The sequence below is a fragment of the Hyalangium minutum genome, assembly GCF_000737315.1.
Taxonomy (GTDB): domain Bacteria; phylum Myxococcota; class Myxococcia; order Myxococcales; family Myxococcaceae; genus Hyalangium; species Hyalangium minutum.
On record NZ_JMCB01000008.1, the window covers coordinates 1 to 23,603 of the forward strand.

Genomic DNA, 23,603 nt, shown 5'->3' on the forward strand with positions numbered 1-23,603 from the left:
CTTCTGAACCCGCCCAGTGGCTTCGTTCTTTCGCTTCGAGGAGGGGCGCGGCTTTTACTTCGCCGCCGCCTTCTCTGTCAACCGGTTTCGGCTGACTTATTCAACTGTGTTTCCGCCTCAACTTCTTCCAGTTCCGCGATGCGGATCCGTTCGAGGGGGCGCGGCTTTTACTTCATCGCCGCGTTCTGTGTCAACACCCTGTTTCGCAGCTTCATTCCGCCGCTCAGGATCTGACACCGGCCCTGCTTCCCATGAAGCAGAATCACCCACCCACTACGCCACCGCCCGCCGAATTTCCACCCATCGACCGTGAAGTCGAACTCACGGCTTGATCGGGAAACCCGCTCAAGGCCGCGAAGTGAGGGGCTTATCTACCAACTTCCCGATCAACGCAAGTACCCAGTTAGCCACTCGCGTTATCCGGTGCCCATTCCCCTGCGGCGCCCAGGCATGTAGGAGAACCGTGCTGCCCCACCCCTACATTCCCACCCCTTCTTAGCGCCCGGGCTCAGACGCGGTCTTCTCCAGCTTCATCATCGAGAGGTCCACCCTCCCCCGCCGGCACCGCTCCGCCACCACGACCGAGCGGAGTTCCTGAAAGGCCCGTTCGATGTCGTCGTTCACGATGACGTAGTCGTAAGACGCGACCCCTCGCTCGATCTCCGAGCGAGCAGCCAGCATCCGGCGGCGGATCGTCTCGTCCGAATCTGTCTTCCGATCGCGCAGGCGGCGCTCCAGTTCCTCCATGGAAGGAGGAAGCACGAACACCAGGACCGCGTCGGGGTGCTTGCGCTTGATCGCCTGCCCGCCCTGCACATCAATGTCGAAGATGGCCGTGCCTCGGCGGGCCCGCGCCTCCTCCACCACGGACTGAGGGCTTCCATAGAAGTGGCCGTGGACTTCTGCCCACTCCACGAACTCGCCGCGCTCGATCTTCTGCTGGAAGGTCGCCACGTCCACAAAGTGGTAGTCGACGCCTTCCTGTTCCTTGCCTCTCGGCCGACGCGTGGTGACGCTGACCGAGAAGATCGTGCTCGACAGCTCCCTCATCAGTCGATGGGCCAAGGTGGTCTTCCCCGCTCCCGACGGCGCGGAGAGGACGAGCAGCAAACCGGGATGTAGTGGCGTGGACTCGGTCATTCGACGTTCTGCACCTGTTCGCGGATGCGCTCGACCTCGGCCTTCATCGAGACCACGCGCGCGGAGATCTCCGCGTGCTGGCTCTTGGAGCCTGTCGTGTTCACCTCGCGGTGCATCTCCTGGACGAGAAAATCCATTCGGCGGCCCGCTGGCTCACTGCTCGCCATGAGGGCCCGGAACTGCTCGAGGTGACTCGCCAGCCGCGTCACCTCCTCGGCGATGTCCGTCCGCTCCGCGAACAGCGCCACCTCCTGCGCCAGCCGCTGCGGATCTACCGCCACGCCCCGAGCCAGCTCGGCCACTCGCTCCGAGAGGCGCTGCCGGTAGACATCCACCGCCTTGGGCGCCAGCGCCGCCACTTCCCGGCTCCACCCCTCGATGAGCTTCAGTCGCGCGTCCAGGTCCGCGTAGATGGCCTCGCCCTCTACTTGGCGCATCTGCTCCAACGCCTTGAGCGCCTGGCCCAGCGCCTCCTGTACCGCCTGGGTGGCCGCCTCCACGTCCATCCCCTTCTCCTCAAGCTTCACCACCCCCGGCTGCGTGGCCACCTGCTCCCACGAGATGGGAACTGAAGAGCTGAGCGCCTCCGCCAGCTCGCGGAAGGCCCTCGCGTACTCGCGCGCAAGCGCCACGTCCACCACCGGCACCGTCCCCGACGCCGTGGCCGTCTGCCGCTTCACCAGCAGTTCCACCGAACCTCGGGCCAGGCGGTCCTTTATCTGCTTCGCCATGCTCGGCTCGAGCACGGACAACTCCCTCGGGAGCCGCGTCTTCACCTCGCAGAACTTATGGTTGAGCGAGCGCAGTTCGACCGAGAACTCTTCGTCCCCGACCCGCGCGCGTCCGGCTCCAAACCCCGTCATGCTCCTGAGCATTGAGCCGTTGCTAGGGGCTTTTCGCTATCAGGTCAAGCCGCCTGCTCGCTTCCGCTCTGGTAAGGTCCGCCCCCCCATGCCCTGGTACAAGCGGGTCGAGTTGTGGGCCAAGCTCACGCTGGCGCTCGTGGCCTCCGTCCTCCTCTGGAGGCCCGGACGCCGGCGTCCGCCCAGCTCCGTGCTGCCCGCTCCTCGGAAGATCCTCCTCGTCCGCCCCGATAACCGCGTCGGAGAGGCTCTCCTCACCACCCCTCTCCTACAGACTCTCAAGGCCCTGCCCAACCCCGTCCCCCAGGTCCATGTCCTCGTCCATACCAAGGTGGCTCGCGCACTCGCTGGGCACCCGGCTGCCGATGCCATTCTTGCCTTTGACCGTCGGCGACTGTGGATGGGGCCGCTCGCACCCGGCATCCGTGCCCTCCGCCGCGAGGGCTATGACACCGTCGTCGACTGCGCCAACTGGGATGCCCCCTCCGTCACCTCGGCCTTGATCTCCCGTCTCGTGGGGCCGAAGGCCGTGGTCATCGGCCCTCAGGTTTGGCCTGTGTCCTTCCTCCATTCTGTCTCTGTCCCAGCTCGCACGGACACCCGCCGCGAGGCCACACAGCGCGCTCATCTGCTTTCGCCGCTGGTACGAGGCCCCATTGTCGATGCGCTCTCCTTCCGAGAGCCGGCCCTCAGCGACAGCTTCCGCGCCTACCTGCAGCGCGAGGTGAGTGCTCCCAGTGCCATCGTGAATCCGGGAGGCCGCCTGGGGTGGCGCCGCATCCCTCCCGAGGCCTTTGCCGCCGCCGCAAGGGCCCTGATCGCCGCGGGGCGTGTCCCTATCGTTACCTGGGGCCCCGGAGAGGAGGCGCTTGCGCAGGCTGTCGTGCAGGGGGCTCCTGGTTCGCGCATGGCTCCACCCACCAACCTGGACGAGCTCGCCGCGCTCATGCGTGCCGCAGGGCTCACCGTGACCAACAACACAGGCCCCATGCACCTCTCGGTGGCAGTGGGGGCTCCGACGCTCGGGCTCTTCTTCCGCATCGACATGGAGCGCTGGGGGCACCCGTATCCGCCCCATCACATGGTCGACCTCACCGCCTTCGCCGACTCGGGCTCTGCGTTGGAGGAGCGTGTTTTCGAAGAGGTTCGAGCCTTCGCGGCCCAGCTCGCCTCGGGAGCCTCAGGTCCTCAGCGGAGTTGAGCTCCCTGGCACCAAGTCCGGAACTCCGTTCCGGATGGGCCAAGCACGCTGGCATCGGAGGCACCAGATTTCGCCCCAGTCCTCGTGGAACTCCAGCTGCCCCTTGCAGAGAGGGCATGCGAGTACCTGCCTCAGCTGATCATCGAGTGCCACAGGCTCGCTAGCCCTTCCCACCCTCGCGCCCCGTGCGCCGGGCGATCTCGGTGGTGCTGTGGTTCTTCGGATCTCCCGCGACCGCCGTGCGCCCTCCGTAGGCCCGGACTTCGTCCGCCTCGGGAATGGAGTCCGGCGTGTAGTCCGTCCCCTTCACGTGCACATCCGGCTTCAGCGCTCGGATGATTCCCCTCACGTTCGGCTCGTCGAAGAGGATGACCCGATCCGTGCAAGTCAGCGCCGCCACCAGCTCCGCCCGCTCGGACTCCGGAATGTAGGGCCGCCCCGGCCCCTTGTACGCCCGCGTCGAGGCATCCGAGTTCACCGCCACCACCAGCACGTCCGCCAGCTCCTTCGCCCCTTGCAGGTACCGCACGTGCCCCACGTGCAGCAGGTCGAAGATGCCGTTAGCCAGCGCCACCGTGCGCCCCTCCGCGCGCCACTGCTCGCGCTCCTGTGCCACCTGCGCCAACGTCCGGATTTTGTCCAAGGTGCTCATCGCGCACTCCGCAGCTCGCCCAACAGCTCATCCCGCGACACCGTGGCCGTCCCCTGCTTCTGCACCACCAGCGCTCCCGCCACGTTCGCCAGTCTCGCCGCCTCTCCGAGCGAGGCTCCCGCCGCCAGCGCCAGCGAGAGCGTCGCGATCACTGTGTCCCCCGCTCCCGTCACGTCCACCGCCTCCTTCGCACCGTGCACGGGAATGAGGTCCACTCCGCCTCCCGCCTCGAAGAGCGCCATGCCGTGCCGCCCTCGCGTCACCAGGAGCGCCCGGCACCCGAGCCGCTTCACCGCCGCGTGCCCCGCCTCCATGAGATCCGCCTCCGTGCGCAGCGGACGCCCCGTGAGCTGTTCCAGTTCCGGCTCGTTGGGCTTGCACACCGTGACTCCCGAGAAGGACGACAGCGCGTACCGACTGTCCACGCAGACCGGGAGCCCGTCTCCCGCCAGCTCTCGGAGCACCTGGCGCACCTCGTCCCCCACCACTCCCGCGCCGTAGTCCGAGACCACCACCGCATCCACGGTCCGCGCCGCCTCCTGAATGAGCCGAGCCAGCGCCGACCTCACGCGCACAGGAAGCGGAGCTCGCTGCCCTCGATCCAGCCGCAGCATCTGCTGGCGCGTGGTGTTCATCCCTCCCGCGAGGATGCGCGTCTTGGTCTCCGTCTCCAGGCCTCGAGCACTCGCCGCGCTCAGGCGGATTCCGGCCTCCTTGAAGAGCTGCCGCAGCGCACGCCCCATCTCGTCCGCCCCGAGCACCCCCACCGCTGTCACCTGCCCCGAGAGCGCTCGGACGTTCGCCGCGACGTTCGCCCCCCCTCCGAGCTTCACCTCCGAGGACTCGTAGCGGACGATCAGCACCGGAGCCTCGCGGCTGACCCGGTCCGTCTGGCCGTAGATGTAGTGGTCGGCGACCAGGTCTCCGACCAGCAGAACTCTCCTTCGAGCAAAGGTCAGCGGAAGTTGGGTGAGCGCTGGGAGCGCCTGAGCGGTCGAACCTGCGGCCATGGCGGGCGCGTTGTCCCACAGCCTCCCGCTCCTCTCAAGTCGGCCGGAGGGTTCACCCCCTTCAGCTCAGCCCCAGCGCCCGGCGGAGCAGGTCCTCGCCTTCCAGCACCTCCACGCCCAAACGCACCGTCCAAGCCTCGAAGCCTCGAGGCAAGCGCACCGCGTCCTTCTCCGTCGTGACGACCTTCGCACCGTGCTTTGCCGCTCGCTGCGCGACGTCCCGAAGCTCGGAGGCCGTGAACGCATGGTGATCCGGGAAGAGGGATACATCCTGGAGGGTGACGCCAAGCTCCCTCAGCGTCCGCAGGAAGCTCCCCGGCCGGGCGAGCCCTGCCAGCGCGAAGACGGGCTCTCCAGACAGCGCATCTGGCGCGTGCTCCCTCCCGGTGGGGTCTACCCACGCCGTAGGCTTGTAGCGCGTTCGCACCTGGGGGCCTGGAAGGGGTGGCAAGGATGGCGCAGCGGTGGCAGCGCTTCGGATCCAGAAGAGCGTGGCCCTGCTCAATGCTGACAGCGGCTCTCTCAGAGGACCTCTTGGCAGGAGCTGTCCGTTCCCGAATCCCGCAGCCTCGTCCACAACCACCACGTCCTCGTCCCTCGCCAGCTTCCGGTGCTGGAAGCCATCATCCAGGAGCACCACCTCTAGCCCGAACTCATCCCGGGCCCGCCGCGCGAGGAACCGGCGATCCGCTCCGACCAACACCCGCGCTTCCGGACAACGGCGCGCGAGCAGCAAGGGCTCGTCCCCTGCTTCCTCCGCAGAGGGAAGAGAGTCTGTTCCTGTGAAGGTGAGGGGCTCCTTCGACTGGCGCCCGTAGCCTCGCGTCAGAATGCCGACCTTGCGCCCTGCTCGAGCCAGCATCCCCGCCAAGTGCAGCACCGCTGGCGTCTTTCCCGTACCCCCCACGTTCAGGTTGCCTACCGAGATGATCCGGAGCCCCTCCACCCGTTCTCCGTGCAGGAGATCCTTGTCGTAGAGCGCGCCCCGCAGCCGGACGCCCAGCCCGTAGCCCCAGGAGAGCGCAGTGACAGGAGCCAGCAGCACTCGCCGCTCCCAAGACTCGGGGGCCGGTGGGTAGAAGAGCCTCTCGACCACCGTGGGCGCGTCCGACGCCTGTGTACGGGCCAGCTCGGAACTCACCCCGCACTCCGTACCTGCTGGTAGAGGGCTAGCACTTCCTCGGCGATCTTCTGGTTGGAGGGATGCTCCACGCGCGCCCGATCCTGCGACAAGGAGGCGGCGACCACCGCTTCGGGCGTCGGCTGCTCTACCTGCACGTCCGCCAGCGCTGGCAAGGCCCCCTCTCGCACCGCGACCACTCGCACTCCACAGGCTCGGGCCTGGGCTGCGGCCCTCCCGCTCCAGTCGTTCCCCAACCCGAGGATCCACACCTCGTCGAGGGCCTGAAGCCACCTCACGAACGACTCCCCTTGCTGATAGCCCGCAAAGGTCACCTGCTCCTGCACGTTTCGTTCGCGCACCTGCTGCCGAACCTGCTCCAGCAGGGCCCCGTCGCCCACCAGCACCAGCCTCGCGTCCGAGCGCGTGCGTCGAAGCTGCTCGAAGGCCGCGACTCCCAGCGCGTGTCTCCGCGACGCTTGGAAGGTCGACACCATCCCGATCAGCGGGGCGCCTTTCAGCCCCAGCTCTGACCGGAGCTTCTCGCGGCTCTCTGCAGGCTTGAACCGGGGATCCACCAGGGGCGGCAGCACGCGCACCTTCTTCCCCTCCAGCCGAGACACCTCCGTGGCGGCTGGCACTGTGTAGGCGTCCGCCTTGGGCAGTGACGACCGGAGTGAGCGAGGCGCATGGATGGAGCGGACCAACACCGCCCCCCGGGGTCTTGCCCACCTCGCGATGAGGTGGTCGTGGGTGAAGTGTGCATGCACGACGTCGAGCGTGCGGCTCCGCAGCCGGCGCATGTCCCCCAGCACTGTCCACGGCGGCGACTTCACCGAGAGTTCCAGCCCCCCTGAGTCCAGCAGCCCCAGCGCCTCGAACCTGGGCACCGCAGGCTCCTCCGCGTCCACTTTCGTCCGCCGCCGATCGAGCGCCACCGCCACCTCGTGCCCCGCTTGCCGCTGCGCGAGCGCCAGCAGCGCCACGTTCTCCGCAGGCCCACTCCAAAAGGGACTCGCCAGCAGGTGCAGGATCCTCATCGGCGCTCCCGTGGCCATCCCTTCAGCTCCGCAGCAACGAGCGGTAAAGGTCTCTCAGCGCTTGCGCCTCGTGCTCGATGCCACAGTGACGTCGCGCGTGCTCGGCCGCGTTGCGCCCCACCTCCCGCGCCCGCTCCGGCTCCCGCATCAGCATGTCGAGCAGTTCCCGCATCCCCTTCACATCCCCAGGCTCGAAGAAGAAGCCCGTCCGGCCATGCTCGATCAGCGTGTCCAGGTACTTCAACCGGCTCGCCACCACGCAACAGCCCGACGCCATCGCCTCCACATGCACCAGCGAGTACCCCTCCACATAAGAGGGGTGAACCAGGATGCTGAGCCCCTGGTACCAAGGCTGAATCACTGACTGCTCTCCCGCCAGCACCAGCCGATCTCCCAGTCCCTGGCTCAGCGACTCCACCCACTGCTGTTCGGCCTCCTTCGCCAGCCCTACCAGCACCGCCCTCCACTCCGGATACGTGGGCAACAGTGGCCGGATGGCTTCGATGAAGTCCCCCTGGCCCTTGTCCTTGCGGATCCTGCCCACCACCCCGACCCCGTAGCGCCCTCCCAGCCCCAGCTTCCGCCAGGCGTCGTCACGATCCTCGGGCGGCTGAAACCGTCCCAGATCAATGCCATGCGAGACGATCGTCGAGGGCAGCGCCATGACCTCCGCGACCTCGCTCGTGAGCGACACCAGCGAGTCCGCGCGCCGGGCCAGCCAGCGCGTGAAGGCGCTCGGCGGCTTCGCGGTGTGCCGCGTGAAGACCAGCCTCACCTTCCTCCCGAACAGCCGCAGCACCATGCCCACCAACAGCTCGTTGTTGCGGTGCGCGTGCCAAACCACCGGCTCCCGGCGGATCCGGCCCAGCAGTTCTCCCCAATCAATCTCCGGAAGTGAAGCCCGGAAATGGGAGCCGATCGCGCGGGTCTCCTGTTCCCTCGCCAGCTCCGGCAGCACGTTCTCCACGTGGCGCGTGATCCCCGTGTACCTCCGGTGGAAATGCGGGTGGACGACGAGTCCTTGGGAAGATTCAGGGCTCTTATCCATGGAAGAGCCTCGCCATGTGCTCCACGTTGCGCCGGCTCGCTCCGGAGATCTGTCCCACCACCGCTCGCGCTTGCGCTCCCAGCTGTGCCATCCGCTCCGGATGCGACAGCAGCTCCGAGACCTGCTGGAAGAGTTCCTCCGCGTCCTTCACCTGGATTCCACCTTGCCCCGCCAGCACCTGCACGCTGTCCCGGAAGTTGTCCATGTGCGGACCGAAGAGCACCGGCTTCCCCTGCCCTGCAGGCTCCAGGATGTTCTGCCCACCCCGCTTCGTAAACGAGCCTCCCACGAATACCAGCGTCGCCAGCCGGTACGCTCGCGCCAGCTCGCCGATCGTGTCGAGCACCACCACCTGCCCGCCCTCCCGGTTCTCCTGCGAGCGCAGCCCGACCGTCAGCCCCGCCTCCCGCGCCAGCGCCGCGATACGCCCCGCTCTATCGGTGTACCGGGGCGCAATCACCAACCGCAGATCCGGGTGTGCCGGGAGCAGCCGCCGGAACACCGAGAGCAGGTGCTCCTCCTCGCCCTCGTGGGTGCTGCCCGCCATCCACACCCGCTCGCCCGCCTCGAGCCCCAGGGCCCGCCGCAGCCCCTCATCCTCCTGGGCCGGTGCCGCCGCGAGGGAGTCGAACTTCGTGTTGCCCGTCACCCACACCCGCTCCACTGGCGCGCCCAGGCCCTTCGCCCTTTCCGCCTCCTCTTCCTGACGCATCAGGAAGAGATCCAAGTCTCGCAGTGGGTTCCCAATCAGCGAAAAGAACAGCCGGTACTTGCTCACGTTCTTCGGAGAGAAGCGCCCGTTCGTCATCGCCACCCGGGCCCCTCTCCGCTTCGCCGCACGGATGAGGTTCGGCCAGATCTCCGTGTACTCCAGCACCAGCAGCGCCGGCTTGATTGCCCGAACCGCCCTGCGCGTGGCGCCCCACAAGTCGTATGGCGCGTACACCACACCGTCGATCTGCTTCGCCAGCCGGTCCCTCGCCATCAGGTAGCCGGTGTTCGTCGTCGTGGAGAGCAGGATCCGGCAGCCCGGGAAGCGCTCGCGCAGTGGGCCGAACATGGGCGACAGGGCCAGCAGGTCGCCCGCGCTCGCACCGTGGAGCCAGAGCAGCGGCCCCGAGCCCTCCGGCAGCGTCCCCGGCGCGTAGAAGCCAAGCCGCTGCCCCAGGCCATGCCGCGTCTTCCGGTACACCGAGAGCACCGGGAACAGCACCGCGAAGAGCACATAGCTGGCGAGGACGTACAGGAAGCGCATGGGCGCGCCGCGTCCTCTATCAGATTTCCCGGAGTAGAGTGGGGCGACGCGGGCCCAGACTGCAGCCCGCGCCGTCCACGGTCCGCCGTCTTACGGCTGGATGGCGCAGGTGGTGGAGCGCACCTGCACGTCGTTGAGGATCTCCGTCAGCGACGCCTCGAGAGCGCTCGCATCGCTGGCCGTGAAGTACAGCCCGCCGCCCACCTGCGCCGTGTTCTTCAGCAGGTTGTTCGGTGCGCCATAGCCCACGGTGTGGATCCTCAGGCTCTGGCGGCCACTGGTGTCGAAGTCCCCCACCACCGCGGGCGAGGACTGCTGCAGATCCTGGGTGGCCAGCAGCTTCGCCACGTCATCCAGGTAGTACTGGGCGTTGTCGTCGGCGTAGCTGACCGGGTCGACGCCCTTGTCCCGCGCGTTGTACGCGCCACAGGGCTCCGAGTCCGGGCAGTACACCGGCCCGCCATTGACGGTGCGCAGCTGGCTCACGATGCCCGACGCCAGGGTGTCCGCGGAGGGATCTCCATCCGCAATCACGATGACGGCGGAGTGCTGGCAGCCCCAGCACCAGCTGCGGCTCTGATAGGTGAGCGGGGAGTTCTTGAACGAAGTGGGGTAGGAGTAGTTCGTGCCGAAGCCGAACGTGTCCCGGTACACGTCATCCCCCGAGGTGAAGTAGTAGCCCACGTTGAGCAGCGAGCGGGCCAGCGTCGAGGAGGTGGTGAAGGTCAGTCCGTTGATGGCGTTGATGTAGCTGGCGCGATTGTTGTCAAAGGAGCTGGCGTCGTTGAGGATCTGCGAGCAAGCAGGGTTCTGCCCGCGCCCCAGCACGGTGGAGGGCGTGGAGTTGGAGAAGTAGCTCATCCCAGCGCGCAGGCCGCTCAACTGGGAGACAACCTTCTTCAGCACCGCATTGACCGTCACGTACTTGGGTGGGTTGAAGTTGAGGAACCGGCCCCGGAAGATGAAGTTCGGGTTGGTCAGCGGCGGCGTGTTCCGGCCGACGGTCCCGGGCAACTTGTAGTAGCCCTTGAGGTCCAGGCAGCTCAGGCACCGCGAGTACTCCGTGGCCCCCGTGCCCGTCCAATCCGGAACCTGCCCCTGACAGGCCGCCGCCGCCGAGTTCCACTGCGGCGACGGGTTGTTCAGGTCCGCCCAGTACATGTAGCCGTAGTACTTGGTGTCCTGGAACAGGTTGGGGAAGCCCATGTCCGAGCCCAGCTGCGTGCCCTGATCCGGCACCGCGTAGGCCGTGTCCGGGTTCCAGCCGTGGCTGAGCTGGAACTCGTCCAGCTTCGGGTTGAAGCACCCGCTCACGGTGCTGTTGAAGAACTCCGCGTGGTCACTCCCCACGACCTGCGGCAGCTCCCTCATGGAGCCAGAGGTATCCATGAGGAAGTGGATGTTGGGAGGCGTACCTCCTGTCTGCGCGGACGCGTTACCTGCAGCGCCACTCAGCACCAAACCGAGACAGAGACGCGCGGCGAAGGAACTCCAGACGGGCATGAGGGCTTCTCCTTGGGCAGGTACTCGGGGGTCAGCGAGGAGCCAAGCGCTCCCCGCGTCGCAACCCCTCTGCAAAGGCGCGGCCCGAGCCCTACGTCACACCAACCCCCTGAAAAGACACAGCCGCGGCACAGCCAGGAGCAGGCTTCGCTCAAGGGTGCACCTCGCAACGGATGCACCTCGCAAAGTTTGCTGCTCCCGGCCGCCTTCAGTTCTTCAGCCGGTAGCCGGTCTTGAAGATCCACGCGACCACGCCCAGGCAGACGAAGAAGAAGACCAGCGTCGCCCCCAGGCTGATCCCCACATCCACGTCCGCCTGGCCGTAGAAGCTCCAGCGGAAGCCGCTGATCAGGTACACCACCGGGTTGAACAGGGTGACTGTCCGCCAGAGCGGCGGCAGCATATTGATGGAGTAGAAGGCTCCGCCCAGGAACGTCAGCGGCGTGAGGATCAGCGTCGGGATGATCTGCAGCTGCTCGAAGCCGTTGGCCCAGACGCCGATGATGAAGCCGAACAGGCTGAAGGTGACCGACGTCAGCACCAGGAAGGCCACCATCCACACCGGGTGCTGGATCTCCACCGGTACGAACAGCGCCGAGGTGGCCAGGATGATCAACCCCAGCAGGAGCGACTTGCTGGCCGCCGCTCCCACGTAGGCGATGACGATCTCCACAAAGGAGACCGGCGCCGACAGCACCTCGTAGATGGTGCCGGTAAACCTCGGGAAGTAGATACCGAACGAGCCGTTCGAGACGCTCTGCGTGAACAGCGACAGCATGATGAGCCCCGGCACGATGAAGGCGCCGTAGGTCACCCCATCCACCTGCGTCATCCGTGAGCCGATCGCCGAGCCGAAAACCACGAAGTACAGCGAAGTCGAGATCACCGGCGAGACGATGCTCTGCCACAGCGTGCGGAAGGCCCGGGCCATCTCGAACCGGTAGATGGCGCGGATCGCGTGAACGTTGAAGCTCGGGGGCTGGCTCATGTCCGCTCCTTCACCAGGCTGACGAAGATGTCCTCGAGCGAGCTCTGGCGGGTGTGGAGATCCTTGTAGGTGATGCCGTGGTCCGTCAGCCGCTTCAGCAGGCTGGGAATGTCCGTACGCTCGTCATGCGAGTCGAACGTGTAGATGAGCTCGGTCCCCGCCGCTGACAGGGTCAGCCTCGGGTCGGCCAGATCCGGCGGGATGCCGCCGAGCTTGTCGTGCAGGTTCAGCGTCAGCTGCTTCTTGCCCAGCTTGGTCATCAGCGCCGTCTTCTCCTCGACCAGGATGAGCTCCCCCTTGGAGATGACGCCGATGCGGTCCGCCATCTCCTCGGCCTCTTCGATGTAGTGGGTGGTCAGGATGATCGTCACGCCGCTGGCTCGCAGCTTCCGGACCATCTCCCACATGTCGCGCCGCAGCGCGACGTCCACACCCGCGGTGGGCTCATCGAGGAACAGGATCAGCGGCTCGTGGGACAGGGCCTTGGCGATCATCACCCGCCGCTTCATGCCGCCGGACAAGGTCATGATCTTCGAGTCCCGCTTGTCCCAGAGCGACAGGTCCTTGAGCACCTTCTCCACGTACGCCGGGTTGGGCGCCTTGCCGAACAGGCCCCGGCTGAAGGAGACCGTGGCCCAGACCGTCTCGAAGGCGTCCGTGGTCAGTTCCTGCGGCACCAGCCCGATCTCCGTCCTCGCCGACCGATAGTCGCGCTGGATGTCGTGCCCGTTCGCCAGCACTTTGCCGCTGGTCGGCGTCACGATGCCGCAGATGATGCTGATCAGGGTCGTCTTGCCCGCCCCATTGGGCCCCAGCAGCGCGAAGATCTCGCCGCGGCGGATCTCCAGGTTGATGTTCTTGAGCGCGTGAAGGCCCGAGGCATAGGTCTTCATCAGCCCTTGAACCGAGATGATCGATTCCATGGGGCGCACATATAGCCCGAGACGGCTCGACGCCAAGGAAGGAACATGGTTCCACTGAGGGAAAGCCCCCGGTTTCCTGGAGCCACTCTCTGTCTACACTGCGAACTCCGGGAGGAGTGCAATCGTGAAGAAGCTCTCGTGGCTGATGGCCATCCTGCTGTTCGTGGGTACACCAAAGACATGGGCCGCCGAAGAGAATCCAGCTCCGCCAGCGCCCAAGGCCAAGCGTAAGGCTTCCGCCAAGACGGCGGCGCCCGCGCCCGCGCCCGCTCCAGCCCCCGAACCTCCCGCGAAGCCCGCAAGCCCTCCCCCCGCACCTGCCCCTGCTCCGGCGCCTGCCGCTCCCGCTCCTGTTGCCCCCGCAGAGGCTCCGGAGCCTGCTCCCAGCTGGTTGCAGGGCGTCGGGGATCTCGACATGCGGGTGCACCTGGACGGAGACATCCTGCTGGCATTCGTCGAGCTCGGCGTGGCAGCGGACCTCGGTCTGATTCCAGCGGGCCCCGGTACGGTGGCCGTGGGAGCGGAGCTGAGCGGAGGCATCTGCCTCACGGCCTGTGGGCTCATCGGACTGCTGACAGGCATCAGCGTCAGCGATCGCTTCATCAGCCCGCACGCGCGCCTGACCTACCACTTCCTCCCGCCCAACCAGAAGCTGGAGGGGGTCGACCTCTACGGCCTGGTGCTCGCTGGCGTCACCGTGTCCAACCAGAAGGTGTCCGGACGCATCGAGAACGTCGACTTCAGCTTCACGGGCACGGGCGTGGGCCCGTCCCTGGGCCTCGGCCTGGGCGCCAAGAAGTTCGTCAAGGAGCGCCTCTTCATCGGCGGCGAGGTCCGGCTGAGGTATGCACGCGGCGACTACCACTACTCGGAGCAGGTCGAGAACATCACCCTCCTCGGGGTGGATCCGGACTGGAGCCAGACGGGCTTGAGCCTCCTCGTCTTCGGCGGCATTCGCATCTGAGCGCGCGCCGTCAGCCGCCCGAGCCTCTTGGCAGCACGCGGATGGGGCTCGGGACGATCCAGGGCCTCCACTCCGAGCCGAAGAAGCGCCCCGGCGCTTGCACCCAGGCCTCGATCTGCACCGCGCCCTCGGTCACCAGCTCGACCGTCGTTCCGTCCGGCCCCAGCCGGCCCGCACCTGAGACTTCCAGCCGAACCTGGCCGGGCTCGTGCGGTGGCAGGCGGACTGTCAGCGTGTCCCCTACCCACGCCTCCCGCTGGCCCGAGAGCGGCCCCTCGAGCGCGAATCCCATGGGCTCTCCCAGCCCTCGGAAGGCGCAGAGGGACTGCCCGCCCGATAGCGCCCGCACCACCTGGGCCGCCGCCGTCCGTGGCTCCGTCGAGAGCGGCTCCGGAAGCGCCGTGGGCGGCAGGTACATGGCCAGCGCGCGGAAGACGTCCCTGTAGGGGGGCCAGCCGTGTGCGTCATGCGAGCAGAACGCCAGCCGGGGCTGCTCCCGGGTGAGCTCGAGCAGCCACTCCGTGCTCGCGGGCTGCGGCGTCACCAGCACCATCACCCCATGCACGGGGTTGGAGAACCAAGCCCCCACCGCCGGAATCAGCCGCGAGAACGGGTTGCGAACCGCGTCCCGGAAGAACGTGTCCGCCGAGTACAGCTCGAAGCCTCTCGCTCGGCGTGCTGCCTCGCGATCTGTCCACGGGTTCTTCTTCTGGACGGGATGGGCGAGCACCGCGACACCGCCCGCTGCCTCCACCGCGCTCACGCCCTCCTGCCGTGCCCGCGCGCCATCCAGCGGCTTCTGCATCCCGAACGCCACCACATGTCCGGTCGACGTGGAGATCTCCACCGCCGGAATCACCAGCACGCCGTTCACAAAGGAGGGATCGCGCGGGCCAAAGTCGTTGTGGTCCGTGAGCACCACGAACTGGAGCCCTGCCTCTCGCGCCGCCGCCGCGACCTCCTCCACCGTTCCTTTCCCGTCCGAGCGCGTGGTGTGCACGTGGAAGGCGCCTCGAGGCCAGGCCTGCACGCCCTCCTGAGGCGCCACCACCGGGTAGTCGACCGTCGTCGCCGCACAGGTGAAGAAGCCCGCGAACCCCACCAGCAAGAGCACCAGCCCCAGGAGGGCTCGGAGCAGCTTGCCCACCACGGCGGCTGGCTTCATGCCGCGCCTCGCTCGGCCCCCGAGGTCTGCAGGGCCCACAGCGCAGCGTAGCGCCCGCTCGCCTGGAGCAGCTCCGCATGGGTTCCGCTCTCGACGACCCGGCCCGCCTCCATCACGTGGATGATGTCCGCTCCCGTTACCGTCGAGAGCCGGTGGGCGATCACCAGCGCCGTCCGCCCCGGGAGCACCGCCGCCAGCGCCGCCTGCACCTCGCGCTCACTCTCCGGGTCCAGGCTGCTGGTGGCCTCGTCCAGCACCAGCACCGGCGCCCGAGAGAGCACCGCCCGAGCGATGCACAGCCGCTGGCGCTGCCCTCCGCTCAGGATGACTCCGCGCTCCCCGATGCGCGTCTCGTACCCCTGCGGCAGGTTCCGGATGAATCCGTCCGCCTGGGCCACTCGCGCCGCCGCCTCGACTTCTTCGAGCGTCGCGTCCGGCCGGGAGAAGCGCAGGTTGTCCAGCACCGTGCCCGAGAACAGCAGTGGCTCCTGGGTCACCAGCGCGAATTGGGAGCGAACACTCGCTGCCGCGTAGCGATCCGCGTCTACCCCTTCGAGGAGCAGGTGCCCCGACTGAGGCTTCTCGAAGCGCAGCAGCAACGAGGTCACCGTGCTCTTGCCTCCGCCGCTCGGGCCCACCAGCGCTGTCACCTTGCCTACCGGCAGCTCCAGCGTCAGCCCCTCCAGCGCTCGGCGCTGCCCATAGGAGAAGTGCACGTCCTGGAAGCGGAGCCCCTGTCGCAGCGTCGGCGCGGGCAGTGCCTCCGGCGGGTCTTCCACCGGGTGGCGCAGATCCAGCAGCGCGAAGAGCCGCTCGCCCGAGATGGCTGCCTGCATCGCGAACTGGGTGACTCGGCCGAGATCCTTCACCGGCTGGTACACCAGGATGACCGCCGTGATCAGCGACAGCAGCGCCGCAGGCTCCATCGCCCGTGTCGCCGCCGCATAGGCCAGCATCCCCGCGAGCGCCGCTGCCGCGAGCACCTCCATCAGCCCCGGCACGGCCCCTCGCGCCCAGGCCGCGCTGACCACCGCCTTCTCGTGCGCCTTCGTATGCGCCGAGAACCGCTCCAGTTCCGCTGCCTGCCCGTTGAAGGCCTGGATGGTCCGCAGCCCGCCCAGGCCCTCGTGCAGCTGCCCCGCCAGCTGGCCCAGCTGCGACTGCCCCTCCCGCGTCCGCTTCAGCGCCTTGCGCGTGAGCCGCGAGGCCGGCAGCGCCGCCAGCGGGATGACCGCCAGCATCACCCCTCCCAGCAGCGGGCTCATCGACAGCGCCACGCCCGCGAGCACCAGCACCTGCAGCGAGTCGCGCAGGTACGAGCCCACCGTATACATCGCCGCCCACTCCACCGCCGTCATGTCCGTGGAGAAGCGGCTGAGCAAATCCCCCACCCGCTCCTTCGAGAGCTGCGAGGGCGACAGCGCCGTGAGCTTCAGAAACACCTCGCGCCGCAGGTCCTTCACCACCCGCTGCGCGAACAGCCCCATGAAGTAGAACTGCCCCAGGTACCCCACGCCCTTGATGAGGCCGATCAGCACCACCACCACCGGGAAGCCCCACAGCGCGGTCTCGCGCGGCAGCTTCGACAGCCAGGGCACCGCATGCTCGCCCCCGAAGCCCTCCGTGCCTCCCGAGAGCAGGAACCGGAGCGCCGGGCCCATCAGGTACGCGTACGCGCCCGTGCCCAGCCCCAGCACCGCCATGCACCCGAACGCCGCCACGAGCACGCTCACGTGGGGCCGCCCGTAGCGCAGCAGCCGCCACAGCACCGCTGGCACGCTCATCAGCGGCCCACCTTGCGCAGCGCGGCCTTCGCCAGCTTCGAGTTCGGGTTGAGCTCCAGCACCTTCAAGAGCTTCTTGCGCGCCGAGGTCGCGTCCTCCAGCTCATTGTCGATGATGGCCGAGATAATCTGCGCCCGCTCCAGGGACGCGTTCAGCGAGAGCGCCCGCTTGAGCACCTTCTGCGCCTCCTTCGCTCGATCCTTCACCGTCCCCAGCGCCGAGTGGTACGTGGCCCACGCCAGATAGGAGTAGTACTCGGGCTCGCGCGGGTTGAGCGCCACCGCCTCCTCGAAGAGCTGGAGCGCCATCCGGTAGTCCTTCTTCCGCAGGTACGACTCGCCCCGGCGGATGAGGATCTCCGCGTCCACGTTGATGGCGTTCACCCGCCCGCCCACTTCCAGCTTGCTCAGCAGGTATTGGAGATACGCCTTGCGCTTCTCCTCCACCGACAGCACCCGGTACGACGCCGACAGCTTCTCCTGCACCGAGTCCAGCAAGTCCATCAGGTCCGACAGGTCGTACTCAGCGAAGTTGTCCGGGTGAAACTTCATCGCCGTCTCGTGGTAGGCGCGCTCCACCGCCTCCATGTCCGCCGCGATGTCCAAGCCCAGGCTGTGGAAGTAGCTGCTGGTGATGATCTTCACCGCGCCCTCGCGCAGCGTGGCCCCCAGCTCCGGAGGGATGGCCTTGCGCTTGCGCGGGGCAATCACGTCCGGCACCGCCGCGAACGCCGCGCCCTCCGCCGCCACCGGCGTCGCCGAGAACGTCACCCCGCCCGTGAGCCGCAGGAACCACAGCAACGAGTACCCACGCCGCAGATCGCCCCGGCCGTGCGCCAGCAAGTCGCGCAGCAGCAGCCGGCCGTTGATCTGCATGGCGATCTTCAGATCGTCCGTGTCCAGTCCCAGCGCCGGCAGATCCTTGCTGAACTCCGGCGAGCGCACCGGGTACTCCCCGAGGTGCCTGCGCAGCGGCCCCGCCAGCACCTTGAGCGGAATCGCCCGCCGCGCCCCCTCCAGCACTGGCGCCAGAGAGGGGATCTCCACCGTGGCCACTTCCTGCTGGAACTCGTCGCCCGCGTAGAAGGCAAAGCGCCCCTCGCGCATGCCCACCACCTGGGCCAGCCGATCCCGCGTGTAGGTCCGAAGGATCTCCAGCAGCTCCTCGCCCGCCGCCTCTACCCCGGCATCCGCCAGCGCCGCGCCAATGCGCAGCCCCGAGGCCAGCGCCTGCAGCACGATCTCCGCCTGGGCCTCGGTGGCGATCTTCCGCTCCAGCAGGAAGCTGGGCAGCGCGTCCTGGCGCGCCGTCGAGTCGTAGTTCACCGCCCCGCCCCGAGCGAAGAAGACCCGGCGGGTGAGCTCCCGGTAGGCGACCACCAACACCCCATCCTTGCGCTGGCGATAGAGCAGGTGCACCAGCTCCGGCAGCGGGTGGCCCTTGAGGTCCCCCGCCGTCATCGCCGGCCGGTCGAGCATCGCTTCGATGCCCTTGGTGGGCGCCTGAGCCGCCGCCGCCTTCACCAGCTCGTCCAGCTTGGGGACCAGCTCGCCCGGCTTGAGGGGGTCCTGGATGTAGGCGTTCACCTTGAGGCCCAGGACCGACTGCACGCCCTTCGCCTTGCCCAGGTGCCCCTTGTCGATGGCGACGATGGGCACCCGCGCTCCCTGCTTGTGGTTGCGGATGAGCTGGCCCACATGGCCGCCCTCCAGCCGAGGCAGATCCACCCCCAGCACCACCACGTCCGGGTTGTCCGCCGCGAAGTGCTCAAGGGCCGACACTGGGTCGGACACCGCGCGCACGGTGTAGCCGGCCTGGGCCAGCAACCCGGTGAGGTGCTCGAGCGTGGGGGGGTGGCTCTCAGCGAGCAGAAGCGTCTTCAAGGGCGCTCGGAGTGTACACATTTGCCCGCCCCGCTTCAGTTACGATGCGCGCCCCCGATGAACTCCGCCCCGCAGATTCTCGTTGTCACGGGTGAGGCCTCCGGCGACGCCCACGCCGCCGAGCTCGTTGCCGCCCTCCAAGCCCGCCGCCCAGACCTCCGGTTCTTCGGGATGGGGGGCTCCAAGCTCGCCGCCCGAGGGGTAGAGATTCTCTATGGCGCCCACGAGGTCTCCGTCATGGGCATCACCGAGGTGCTGCCCAAGATTCCCCGCATTCTCCAGGTGCTCAAAGGAATTGCCGCCGCCGCCGCCGAGCGCCGCCCCACCTGCGCCATCCTGGTGGACATCCCCGACTTCAACCTGCGCCTGGCCGCGAAGCTGAAAGCACTGGGTGTTCCAGTCGCCTACTACGTGTCCCCCATGATCTGGGCCTGGCGCCGGGGCCGGGTGAAGACCATCCGCAAGCTCGTGGACCGGATGCTCTGCATCCTCCCCTTCGAGGAGGCTTTCTACCGGGACTCGGGGGTGGACGCCCGGTATGTGGGCAGCCCCGTGGTGGAGCAGGTCCCCGCCCCCTCCAGCGCCGCGGACTTCCGCCAGCGGCTCGGGCTCTCCGTCGAGGCCCCCACCCTCGCCCTGCTGCCAGGCAGCCGCATGAGTGAGATCCGCCGCCTGCTGCCCGACATGGTGCGCGCGGCGAAGCAGCTCTCGGCCGAGCGCCCCGGCCTGCAGATCGTCGTCCCTGTTGCGCCCACCATTGCCCGTGAGGAAATCACCTCCCGCTTCGAGGGCAGCGGCCTCTCTCCCCAGCTCATCGACGGACGGGCGCCCGAGGTGGTGGGTGCCAGCGATGCGGCCATCGTCGCCTCGGGGACGGCGGTGCTGGAGTCGGGGCTCATGCAGCGCCCGCTCGTGGTCGTCTACCGGGTCTCATTCATCACGTACCTCGTCGGCCGCCTCATGCTGAAGGTGGCCCATGTGTCCCTGGTGAACTTGCTCGCGAACCGCCGGCTCGTCCCCGAGCTGCTCCAGGGCGACATGACGCCCGAGCGCATCGCCTCCGAGGTCCGCCGCGTGTGGGAACCGGGCCCACCTCGTGAGGAGATGCTCCGGGGCCTAGAGGAAGTGCGCGGACGGCTCGGAGGTCCCGGCGCCGCCGAGCGGGCCGCAGAGGCGGTGCTCGAGTTGCTCCCCCCGGCCACCAAATTTTGAGGTCGCCGTGGCCACCAAAGTTTGAAGTGGCCGCGCCTGGGCTCTGCTATGTCCCGCCGCGACATGAATCGCGCGTTGGTCTGCATCCCCACTTACAACGAGGCGGATAACCTCGGTCCCATTACCCAGGCTGTGCTCAAGGCCGAGCCTCGGGTGGACATCCTCGTCGTCGATGACAACTCGCCGGATGGCACCGGGAAGCTCGCTGACGAGCTCGCTGCCAAAGAGCCGCGCATCCGCGTGCTTCACCGCGAGAAGAAGGAGGGCCTGGGCCGCGCGTACCTCGCCGCCTTCCGCTGGGCGCTCGCCGAGGGCTACACGTACATCATCGAGATGGACGCGGACTTCAGCCACGATCCGCGCTACCTGCCCGGCCTGCTGGATACAGCCGAGGCCGGTGCGGACCTGGTGCTGGGCTCGCGCTACGTCCATGGCGGCGGCACGGTGAACTGGGGCGTGGGGCGGAAGGTCATCAGCCGGGGAGGTTCGCTCTACGCACGCACCATCCTCGGGGTGGACGTGAGGGATCTGACGGGCGGCTTCAAGTGCTTCAACCGCCGCGTCCTGGAGAGCATCGAGCTCGACCAGGTGAAGAGCACCGGCTACGCCTTCCAGATCGAGCTCACCTACCGCACGCTCAAGAAGGGCTTCACCGTGCGCGAGCTGCCCATCGTCTTCGAGGATCGCCGCGTCGGGCAGTCGAAGATGAGCCGGAAGATCTTCCTCGAGGCGCTCACCATGGTGTGGAAGCTCCGGCTGACGGTGTGACGTGAGCGCCTACCTCACCCACTTCCTCGTCTCGCTGTCCGCGGTCTTCTTCGTGGTGGACCCCATCGGCGTGGTGCCCATCTTCCTGGCCATCACCGCGGGGGACTCGCAGACGAAGATGCGCCGCACGGCCCTGCGGGCCTGCATCGTGGCCGGGGGCCTGCTGTGCTTCTTCGCCGTGTTCGGCGGCGTCATCTTCCAGGTGTTCGGCGTCTCGCTGGCCGCCTTCCGCGTGGCCGGCGGCATCCTGCTGCTCATCACCTCGCTGGACATGCTCCGCGCCCGCCCTTCCGAGACGCGCACCACCCCCTCCGAGGAACAGGAGGGCGTCGCCAAGGAGGACGTGGCCCTGGTGCCGCTGGCCATGCCGCTGCTGGCCGGGCCCGGCGCCATCGCCAGTGCCATGGTGCTGATGTCCAAGGGGGAGAGCCCGCTGATGGGCGTCCCAGTGCTCGCCGCCATCGTCCTCACGTTCGTGGCGGCCTACTTCATCCTCCGCGCTTCCCACCTGGTGCAGCGCGTGCTCAAGCAGTCCGGCGTCGCCATCCTCGAGCGCGTAATGGGGCTCATCCTCGCCGCCATCGCCGTGCAGTTCATGGCCGACGGCGCCAAGGACCTGCTCGCGCGCTGAGTCAGTCGGACGCGGACGCCCAGCCGCCCTCGGGGTTGCGGCGGACCACACCCTGGGTCACCTCGCTCATCGACAGCCCCTCCGGACCGGACCGGCGCGCGTCGTACGCATAGCCGTTCGGCGTCTCCTGCAGGTAGACCACCAGCCCCTGCCGCCCGAGCTGCCGCACCACGCGGAACTGGGTGTCTCCGCACTCGGGCGAGTCGCCCACGAAGAAGCGCTCCAGAAGCCCCTCCTCGGGCTTGCGCACGAAGACCGTCACCGGCACGGGCGGCTCCGTCCCATCGCCGGCGAACGCCGCCAGTTCCTGGGCCGGCAGCGGCTCGCTCAGGACCATCCGCACCAGCGCGCACTTCTCCTCCTCTTGATGGAGGCTCTGCGCAACCGGAACGGCGGAATGTGCGCAGCCCACAAGGGCAAGGCCGAGCGTGGTGGAGAGGGCAAGGCGATTCATCCGTCGGTTCCTCCAAGAGGGTGTCACAGCGGTCTCCACTGCGGAGAGAAGGGAGCGTTGATCAGCGAGGGATCGTCCACGGAGATGATGTACTCGGCACGGCGGTTGGCCGACTCGGCGGTCTCGTCCGGCGTCGGCTTGTGGGGCGCCTGCTCGCCAAAGCCCTCGAAGTAGATGGGCAATCGCGCGCCGTGCGAGCGGAAGTACGCGGCGATGCTGCGCGCCCGCTGCAGGGACAGCTCGCGGTTGGCCTGCGTAGGGCCCACCGTGTCCGTGTGCCCCAGGATGTAGAGCCGGAGCGCCGCGAACTCCCCGTAGCGCTTCACCGCCTCCGCGATCTTCTGCACGCTCTTGTCGAGCTTCGAGCGCTCCGCCGCAGGAATCTCCGCGCTGCCCGAGGCGAAGATCACCTCCTCGTGCGGGATGTCCACCTGCCACGGGAAGAACTCCACGCTCTGGTAGAAGTCCGCCGTGTCGTAGGCCTTGAGGGAGATCTTCAGCACCTTGCCGGCCGGCTTGGGCCACGTGACTTCGAGCGGCGTGCCCGCAGGCTCGCCCTTGAACTTGATCTCGCCATCGAAGGCGTTCCAGCCGGAGTCCGACACCACCGTCAGCTTCGCCTTGCCCGCGGGCCGCGAGAGCTTGAAGCGCAGCTTGCGCTCCGCCAAGTCCAGGTCCTCCTTGGACACCGTGAGCGTCAGCGGCCCCAGCAGCTCCGTGTCGAAGGACAGCGGCATCTTCCCGGGCTGTGCGCCCTTGAAGCGCACCGTCAGCTCGCCCTCGTAGTGGAAGCGGCCCTCGGGCTGCTCCAGTTCCAGGGTGCGCGTCATTCCAGGCTTCCCGCCGTCCTTGAACTCGAACTCCTTGCCGTCCGAGCGCTTCAGCTTCACGTCGAAGCCGAGGATGGGCTCGAGAATCTCCACCTTCAGCGCTGGCAGGCCCTGGCCCAGCGGTACGCGCGAGTCGAGGGACACATGAATGGCATCCCCTGCCAAAGCAGGCGAGGAGGCAAGAGCAAGGCAGAGCAGGAGGACGCGAACGTTCATGGGAGCGGCAACCTCGGGCATGCCGGGCGGGGGGCAACAGGGCCCCCGCAAAAATGATTCCCCGAAGCCGACGGTAGGACGGCGCCTGAATTCAGGGAATGGGTCCCGAGAGGCGCTTGGCACGCCCGAAAGAGGACACGCCGCGCTCAGCTCACGCCTACCACCGTAATCCCTTGGGATTCCGCCGCTTTGAAGAGCTGAGGAGCGTCCAGCAGCACCGTCCTCCCGGCCTCCAGGGCTAGCACCGCGGCCCCCACCTCGCGCATGACCTCCAAGGTGCGAGGCCCGGCCGCCGGTAAATCGAAGCGCAGGTCCTGCCCCGGCTTGCAGCGCTTCACCACCACCGCGCCCTTGCCTCCCAGCTTGCCCCCTCGGCGGATGGTCTCGTCCGTGCCCTCCACGGCCTCCAGCGCAAGCACATGCCCGTTGCGCACCACCACCGTCTGCCCCACATCCGCCTTCCCCAGAAGCCCCGCCACCTCTACCCCGAGCGCCACATCCTGCTCCTGCGCCGTGTGCAGCTTCGGGCCCGCCAGGTGTCCCACCGGGCAGAGCACCTCGGAGAGGTAGTCCGTGGGCGCGACGATCGTCACGCCGTGGGACTCGAAGTAGTCCGCGATGGCTCGCAGCAGCGTGTCGTCCCGGAAGCTGCGGATGCGCGAGATGATGCGCACCGCGCCCAGATCCGGCCGAGCCTCCGTGAGCGCCTTCACCCGGCCGATGCCACCCGCCATCGCCGCGCGGGCCACGCCCGCCTTCTGGAAGGTGCGGACGATCTTGTCCACCTGCCCCAGGCGGACCCACGTGAAGGAGGCCACCTGCGCCTCCAGCGCGGGATCCGTCTCGCCCCGGTGAGCCACCACCACCACCTCGAGCCCGCGAGTGCGCGCCTCGCGGGCGAAGAGGAAGGGCAGCTGTCCGTTTCCTGCGATGAGGCCGATGCGCTCCACCGG

General features: G+C 67.9%; 24 protein-coding genes. 6 read left to right on the forward strand and 18 right to left on the reverse strand.

Annotated elements, in window-relative coordinates; all coding sequences use genetic code 11:
• Positions 1 to 234: hypothetical protein (locus DB31_RS49980; RefSeq protein ID WP_205628544.1), on the forward strand; the 234-nt coding region annotated here is incomplete at its 5' end.
• Positions 235 to 495: 261 nt separating this feature from the next.
• On the opposite strand, the gene gmk is transcribed toward DB31_RS49980, so the two are convergent.
• A complete protein-coding gene (gene gmk, locus DB31_RS21265; protein WP_044190921.1) occupies positions 496 to 1,140 on the reverse strand; it encodes a guanylate kinase in 645 nt (214 codons plus the stop codon).
• Positions 1,137 to 2,015, reverse strand: a complete 879-nt coding sequence (locus tag DB31_RS21270; RefSeq protein ID WP_044190923.1) for a YicC/YloC family endoribonuclease — start codon at positions 2,013 to 2,015, stop codon at positions 1,137 to 1,139. The genes gmk and DB31_RS21270 overlap by 4 nt, the downstream gene beginning before the upstream one ends.
• A gap of 76 nt (positions 2,016 to 2,091) precedes the next feature.
• Here DB31_RS21270 and DB31_RS21275 point away from each other — a divergent pair, with 76 nt between their 5' ends.
• A complete protein-coding gene (locus DB31_RS21275) occupies positions 2,092 to 3,204 on the forward strand; it encodes a glycosyltransferase family 9 protein (protein WP_044190924.1) in 1,113 nt (370 codons plus the stop codon).
• Here DB31_RS21275 and DB31_RS46680 read toward each other — a convergent pair.
• The 10 genes from DB31_RS46680 to DB31_RS21320 all read right to left on the reverse strand — a co-directional run bounded on the left by DB31_RS46680 (position 3,184) and on the right by DB31_RS21320 (position 12,743).
• Positions 3,184 to 3,378 carry a Trm112 family protein gene (locus DB31_RS46680; RefSeq protein ID WP_338034309.1) on the reverse strand — a complete coding sequence of 65 codons (195 nt, stop codon included), beginning with the start codon at positions 3,376 to 3,378 and terminating at the stop codon, positions 3,184 to 3,186. The two genes, DB31_RS21275 and DB31_RS46680, sit on opposite strands and share 21 nt — an antisense overlap.
• Positions 3,365 to 3,856 (reverse strand): adenylyltransferase/cytidyltransferase family protein, encoded by a 492-nt coding sequence (locus DB31_RS21280; RefSeq protein ID WP_044190926.1) that lies wholly within the window; start codon positions 3,854 to 3,856, stop codon positions 3,365 to 3,367. Before DB31_RS21280 ends, DB31_RS46680 begins: the two co-directional genes overlap by 14 nt.
• Entirely contained in the window at positions 3,853 to 4,866 is a 1,014-nt protein-coding gene (locus DB31_RS21285) for a bifunctional heptose 7-phosphate kinase/heptose 1-phosphate adenyltransferase (protein WP_044190928.1), read from the reverse strand. The genes DB31_RS21280 and DB31_RS21285 overlap by 4 nt, the downstream gene beginning before the upstream one ends.
• Before the next feature lie 61 nt (positions 4,867 to 4,927).
• Positions 4,928 to 6,007 (reverse strand): tetraacyldisaccharide 4'-kinase, encoded by a 1,080-nt coding sequence (lpxK, locus tag DB31_RS21290; RefSeq protein WP_240486798.1) that lies wholly within the window; start codon positions 6,005 to 6,007, stop codon positions 4,928 to 4,930.
• Entirely contained in the window at positions 6,004 to 7,026 is a 1,023-nt protein-coding gene (locus DB31_RS21295; RefSeq protein WP_044191440.1) for a glycosyltransferase, read from the reverse strand. Before DB31_RS21295 ends, lpxK begins: the two co-directional genes overlap by 4 nt.
• A gap of 22 nt (positions 7,027 to 7,048) precedes the next feature.
• Positions 7,049 to 8,074: a glycosyltransferase family 4 protein gene (locus DB31_RS21300; RefSeq protein ID WP_044190929.1), complete on the reverse strand. Its 1,026-nt coding sequence runs from the start codon at positions 8,072 to 8,074 to the stop codon at positions 7,049 to 7,051.
• Positions 8,067 to 9,329: a 3-deoxy-D-manno-octulosonic acid transferase gene (locus DB31_RS21305; RefSeq protein ID WP_044190931.1), complete on the reverse strand. Its 1,263-nt coding sequence runs from the start codon at positions 9,327 to 9,329 to the stop codon at positions 8,067 to 8,069. The genes DB31_RS21300 and DB31_RS21305 overlap by 8 nt, the downstream gene beginning before the upstream one ends.
• A gap of 90 nt (positions 9,330 to 9,419) precedes the next feature.
• Complete coding sequence (locus tag DB31_RS45020; RefSeq protein ID WP_157232097.1) at positions 9,420 to 10,832, reverse strand: pilus assembly protein; 1,413 nt, start codon at positions 10,830 to 10,832, stop codon at positions 9,420 to 9,422.
• Positions 10,833 to 11,040: 208 nt separating this feature from the next.
• On the reverse strand, positions 11,041 to 11,820 hold the full coding sequence (locus DB31_RS21315; protein WP_044190932.1) for an ABC transporter permease: 780 nt from the start codon (positions 11,818 to 11,820) through the stop codon (positions 11,041 to 11,043).
• A complete protein-coding gene (locus DB31_RS21320) occupies positions 11,817 to 12,743 on the reverse strand; it encodes an ABC transporter ATP-binding protein (RefSeq protein WP_044190934.1) in 927 nt (308 codons plus the stop codon). Before DB31_RS21320 ends, DB31_RS21315 begins: the two co-directional genes overlap by 4 nt.
• A 124-nt stretch (positions 12,744 to 12,867) precedes the next feature.
• Here DB31_RS21320 and DB31_RS49985 point away from each other — a divergent pair, with 124 nt between their 5' ends.
• Positions 12,868 to 13,707, forward strand: coding sequence for a hypothetical protein (locus tag DB31_RS49985; RefSeq protein ID WP_157232098.1), 840 nt, complete (start codon positions 12,868 to 12,870; stop codon positions 13,705 to 13,707).
• Positions 13,708 to 13,717: 10 nt separating this feature from the next.
• Here the strand turns inward: DB31_RS49985 and DB31_RS21330 are convergent, their stop codons facing one another.
• From DB31_RS21330 to DB31_RS21340, 3 genes are read right to left on the reverse strand one after another with little or no spacing between them, the layout of a single operon-like run.
• Entirely contained in the window at positions 13,718 to 14,872 is a 1,155-nt protein-coding gene (locus DB31_RS21330; RefSeq protein ID WP_044190937.1) for a PHP domain-containing protein, read from the reverse strand.
• A complete protein-coding gene (locus DB31_RS21335) occupies positions 14,869 to 16,650 on the reverse strand; it encodes an ABC transporter ATP-binding protein (RefSeq protein ID WP_044191445.1) in 1,782 nt (593 codons plus the stop codon). Before DB31_RS21335 ends, DB31_RS21330 begins: the two co-directional genes overlap by 4 nt.
• Positions 16,651 to 16,655: 5 nt before the next feature.
• Positions 16,656 to 18,539 (reverse strand): DUF4388 domain-containing protein, encoded by a 1,884-nt coding sequence (locus DB31_RS21340; protein WP_044190938.1) that lies wholly within the window; start codon positions 18,537 to 18,539, stop codon positions 16,656 to 16,658.
• Between the two features lie 57 nt (positions 18,540 to 18,596).
• Between DB31_RS21340 and lpxB the strand changes: the two genes are divergently transcribed.
• The 3 genes from lpxB to DB31_RS21355 all read left to right on the forward strand — a co-directional run bounded on the left by lpxB (position 18,597) and on the right by DB31_RS21355 (position 21,150).
• Positions 18,597 to 19,751 carry a lipid-A-disaccharide synthase gene (gene lpxB / locus DB31_RS21345; RefSeq protein ID WP_044190939.1) on the forward strand — a complete coding sequence of 385 codons (1,155 nt, stop codon included), beginning with the start codon at positions 18,597 to 18,599 and terminating at the stop codon, positions 19,749 to 19,751.
• A 63-nt stretch (positions 19,752 to 19,814) separates the two neighbouring features.
• Entirely contained in the window at positions 19,815 to 20,519 is a 705-nt protein-coding gene (locus DB31_RS21350; protein WP_044191447.1) for a polyprenol monophosphomannose synthase, read from the forward strand.
• Between the two features lies 1 nt (position 20,520).
• Positions 20,521 to 21,150, forward strand: coding sequence for a MarC family protein (locus DB31_RS21355; protein ID WP_044190941.1), 630 nt, complete (start codon positions 20,521 to 20,523; stop codon positions 21,148 to 21,150).
• A 1-nt stretch (position 21,151) separates the two neighbouring features.
• On the opposite strand, the gene DB31_RS21360 is transcribed toward DB31_RS21355, so the two are convergent.
• The 3 genes from DB31_RS21360 to DB31_RS21370 form a co-directional block, all read right to left on the reverse strand.
• Positions 21,152 to 21,604, reverse strand: a complete 453-nt coding sequence (locus DB31_RS21360) for a hypothetical protein (RefSeq protein WP_044190942.1) — start codon at positions 21,602 to 21,604, stop codon at positions 21,152 to 21,154.
• A 23-nt stretch (positions 21,605 to 21,627) separates the two neighbouring features.
• Positions 21,628 to 22,650, reverse strand: a complete 1,023-nt coding sequence (locus DB31_RS21365) for an OmpA family protein (protein WP_205628546.1) — start codon at positions 22,648 to 22,650, stop codon at positions 21,628 to 21,630.
• A gap of 146 nt (positions 22,651 to 22,796) precedes the next feature.
• Complete coding sequence (locus tag DB31_RS21370; protein ID WP_044190946.1) at positions 22,797 to 23,600, reverse strand: LpxI family protein; 804 nt, start codon at positions 23,598 to 23,600, stop codon at positions 22,797 to 22,799.
• Positions 23,601 to 23,603 lie beyond the last annotated feature (3 nt).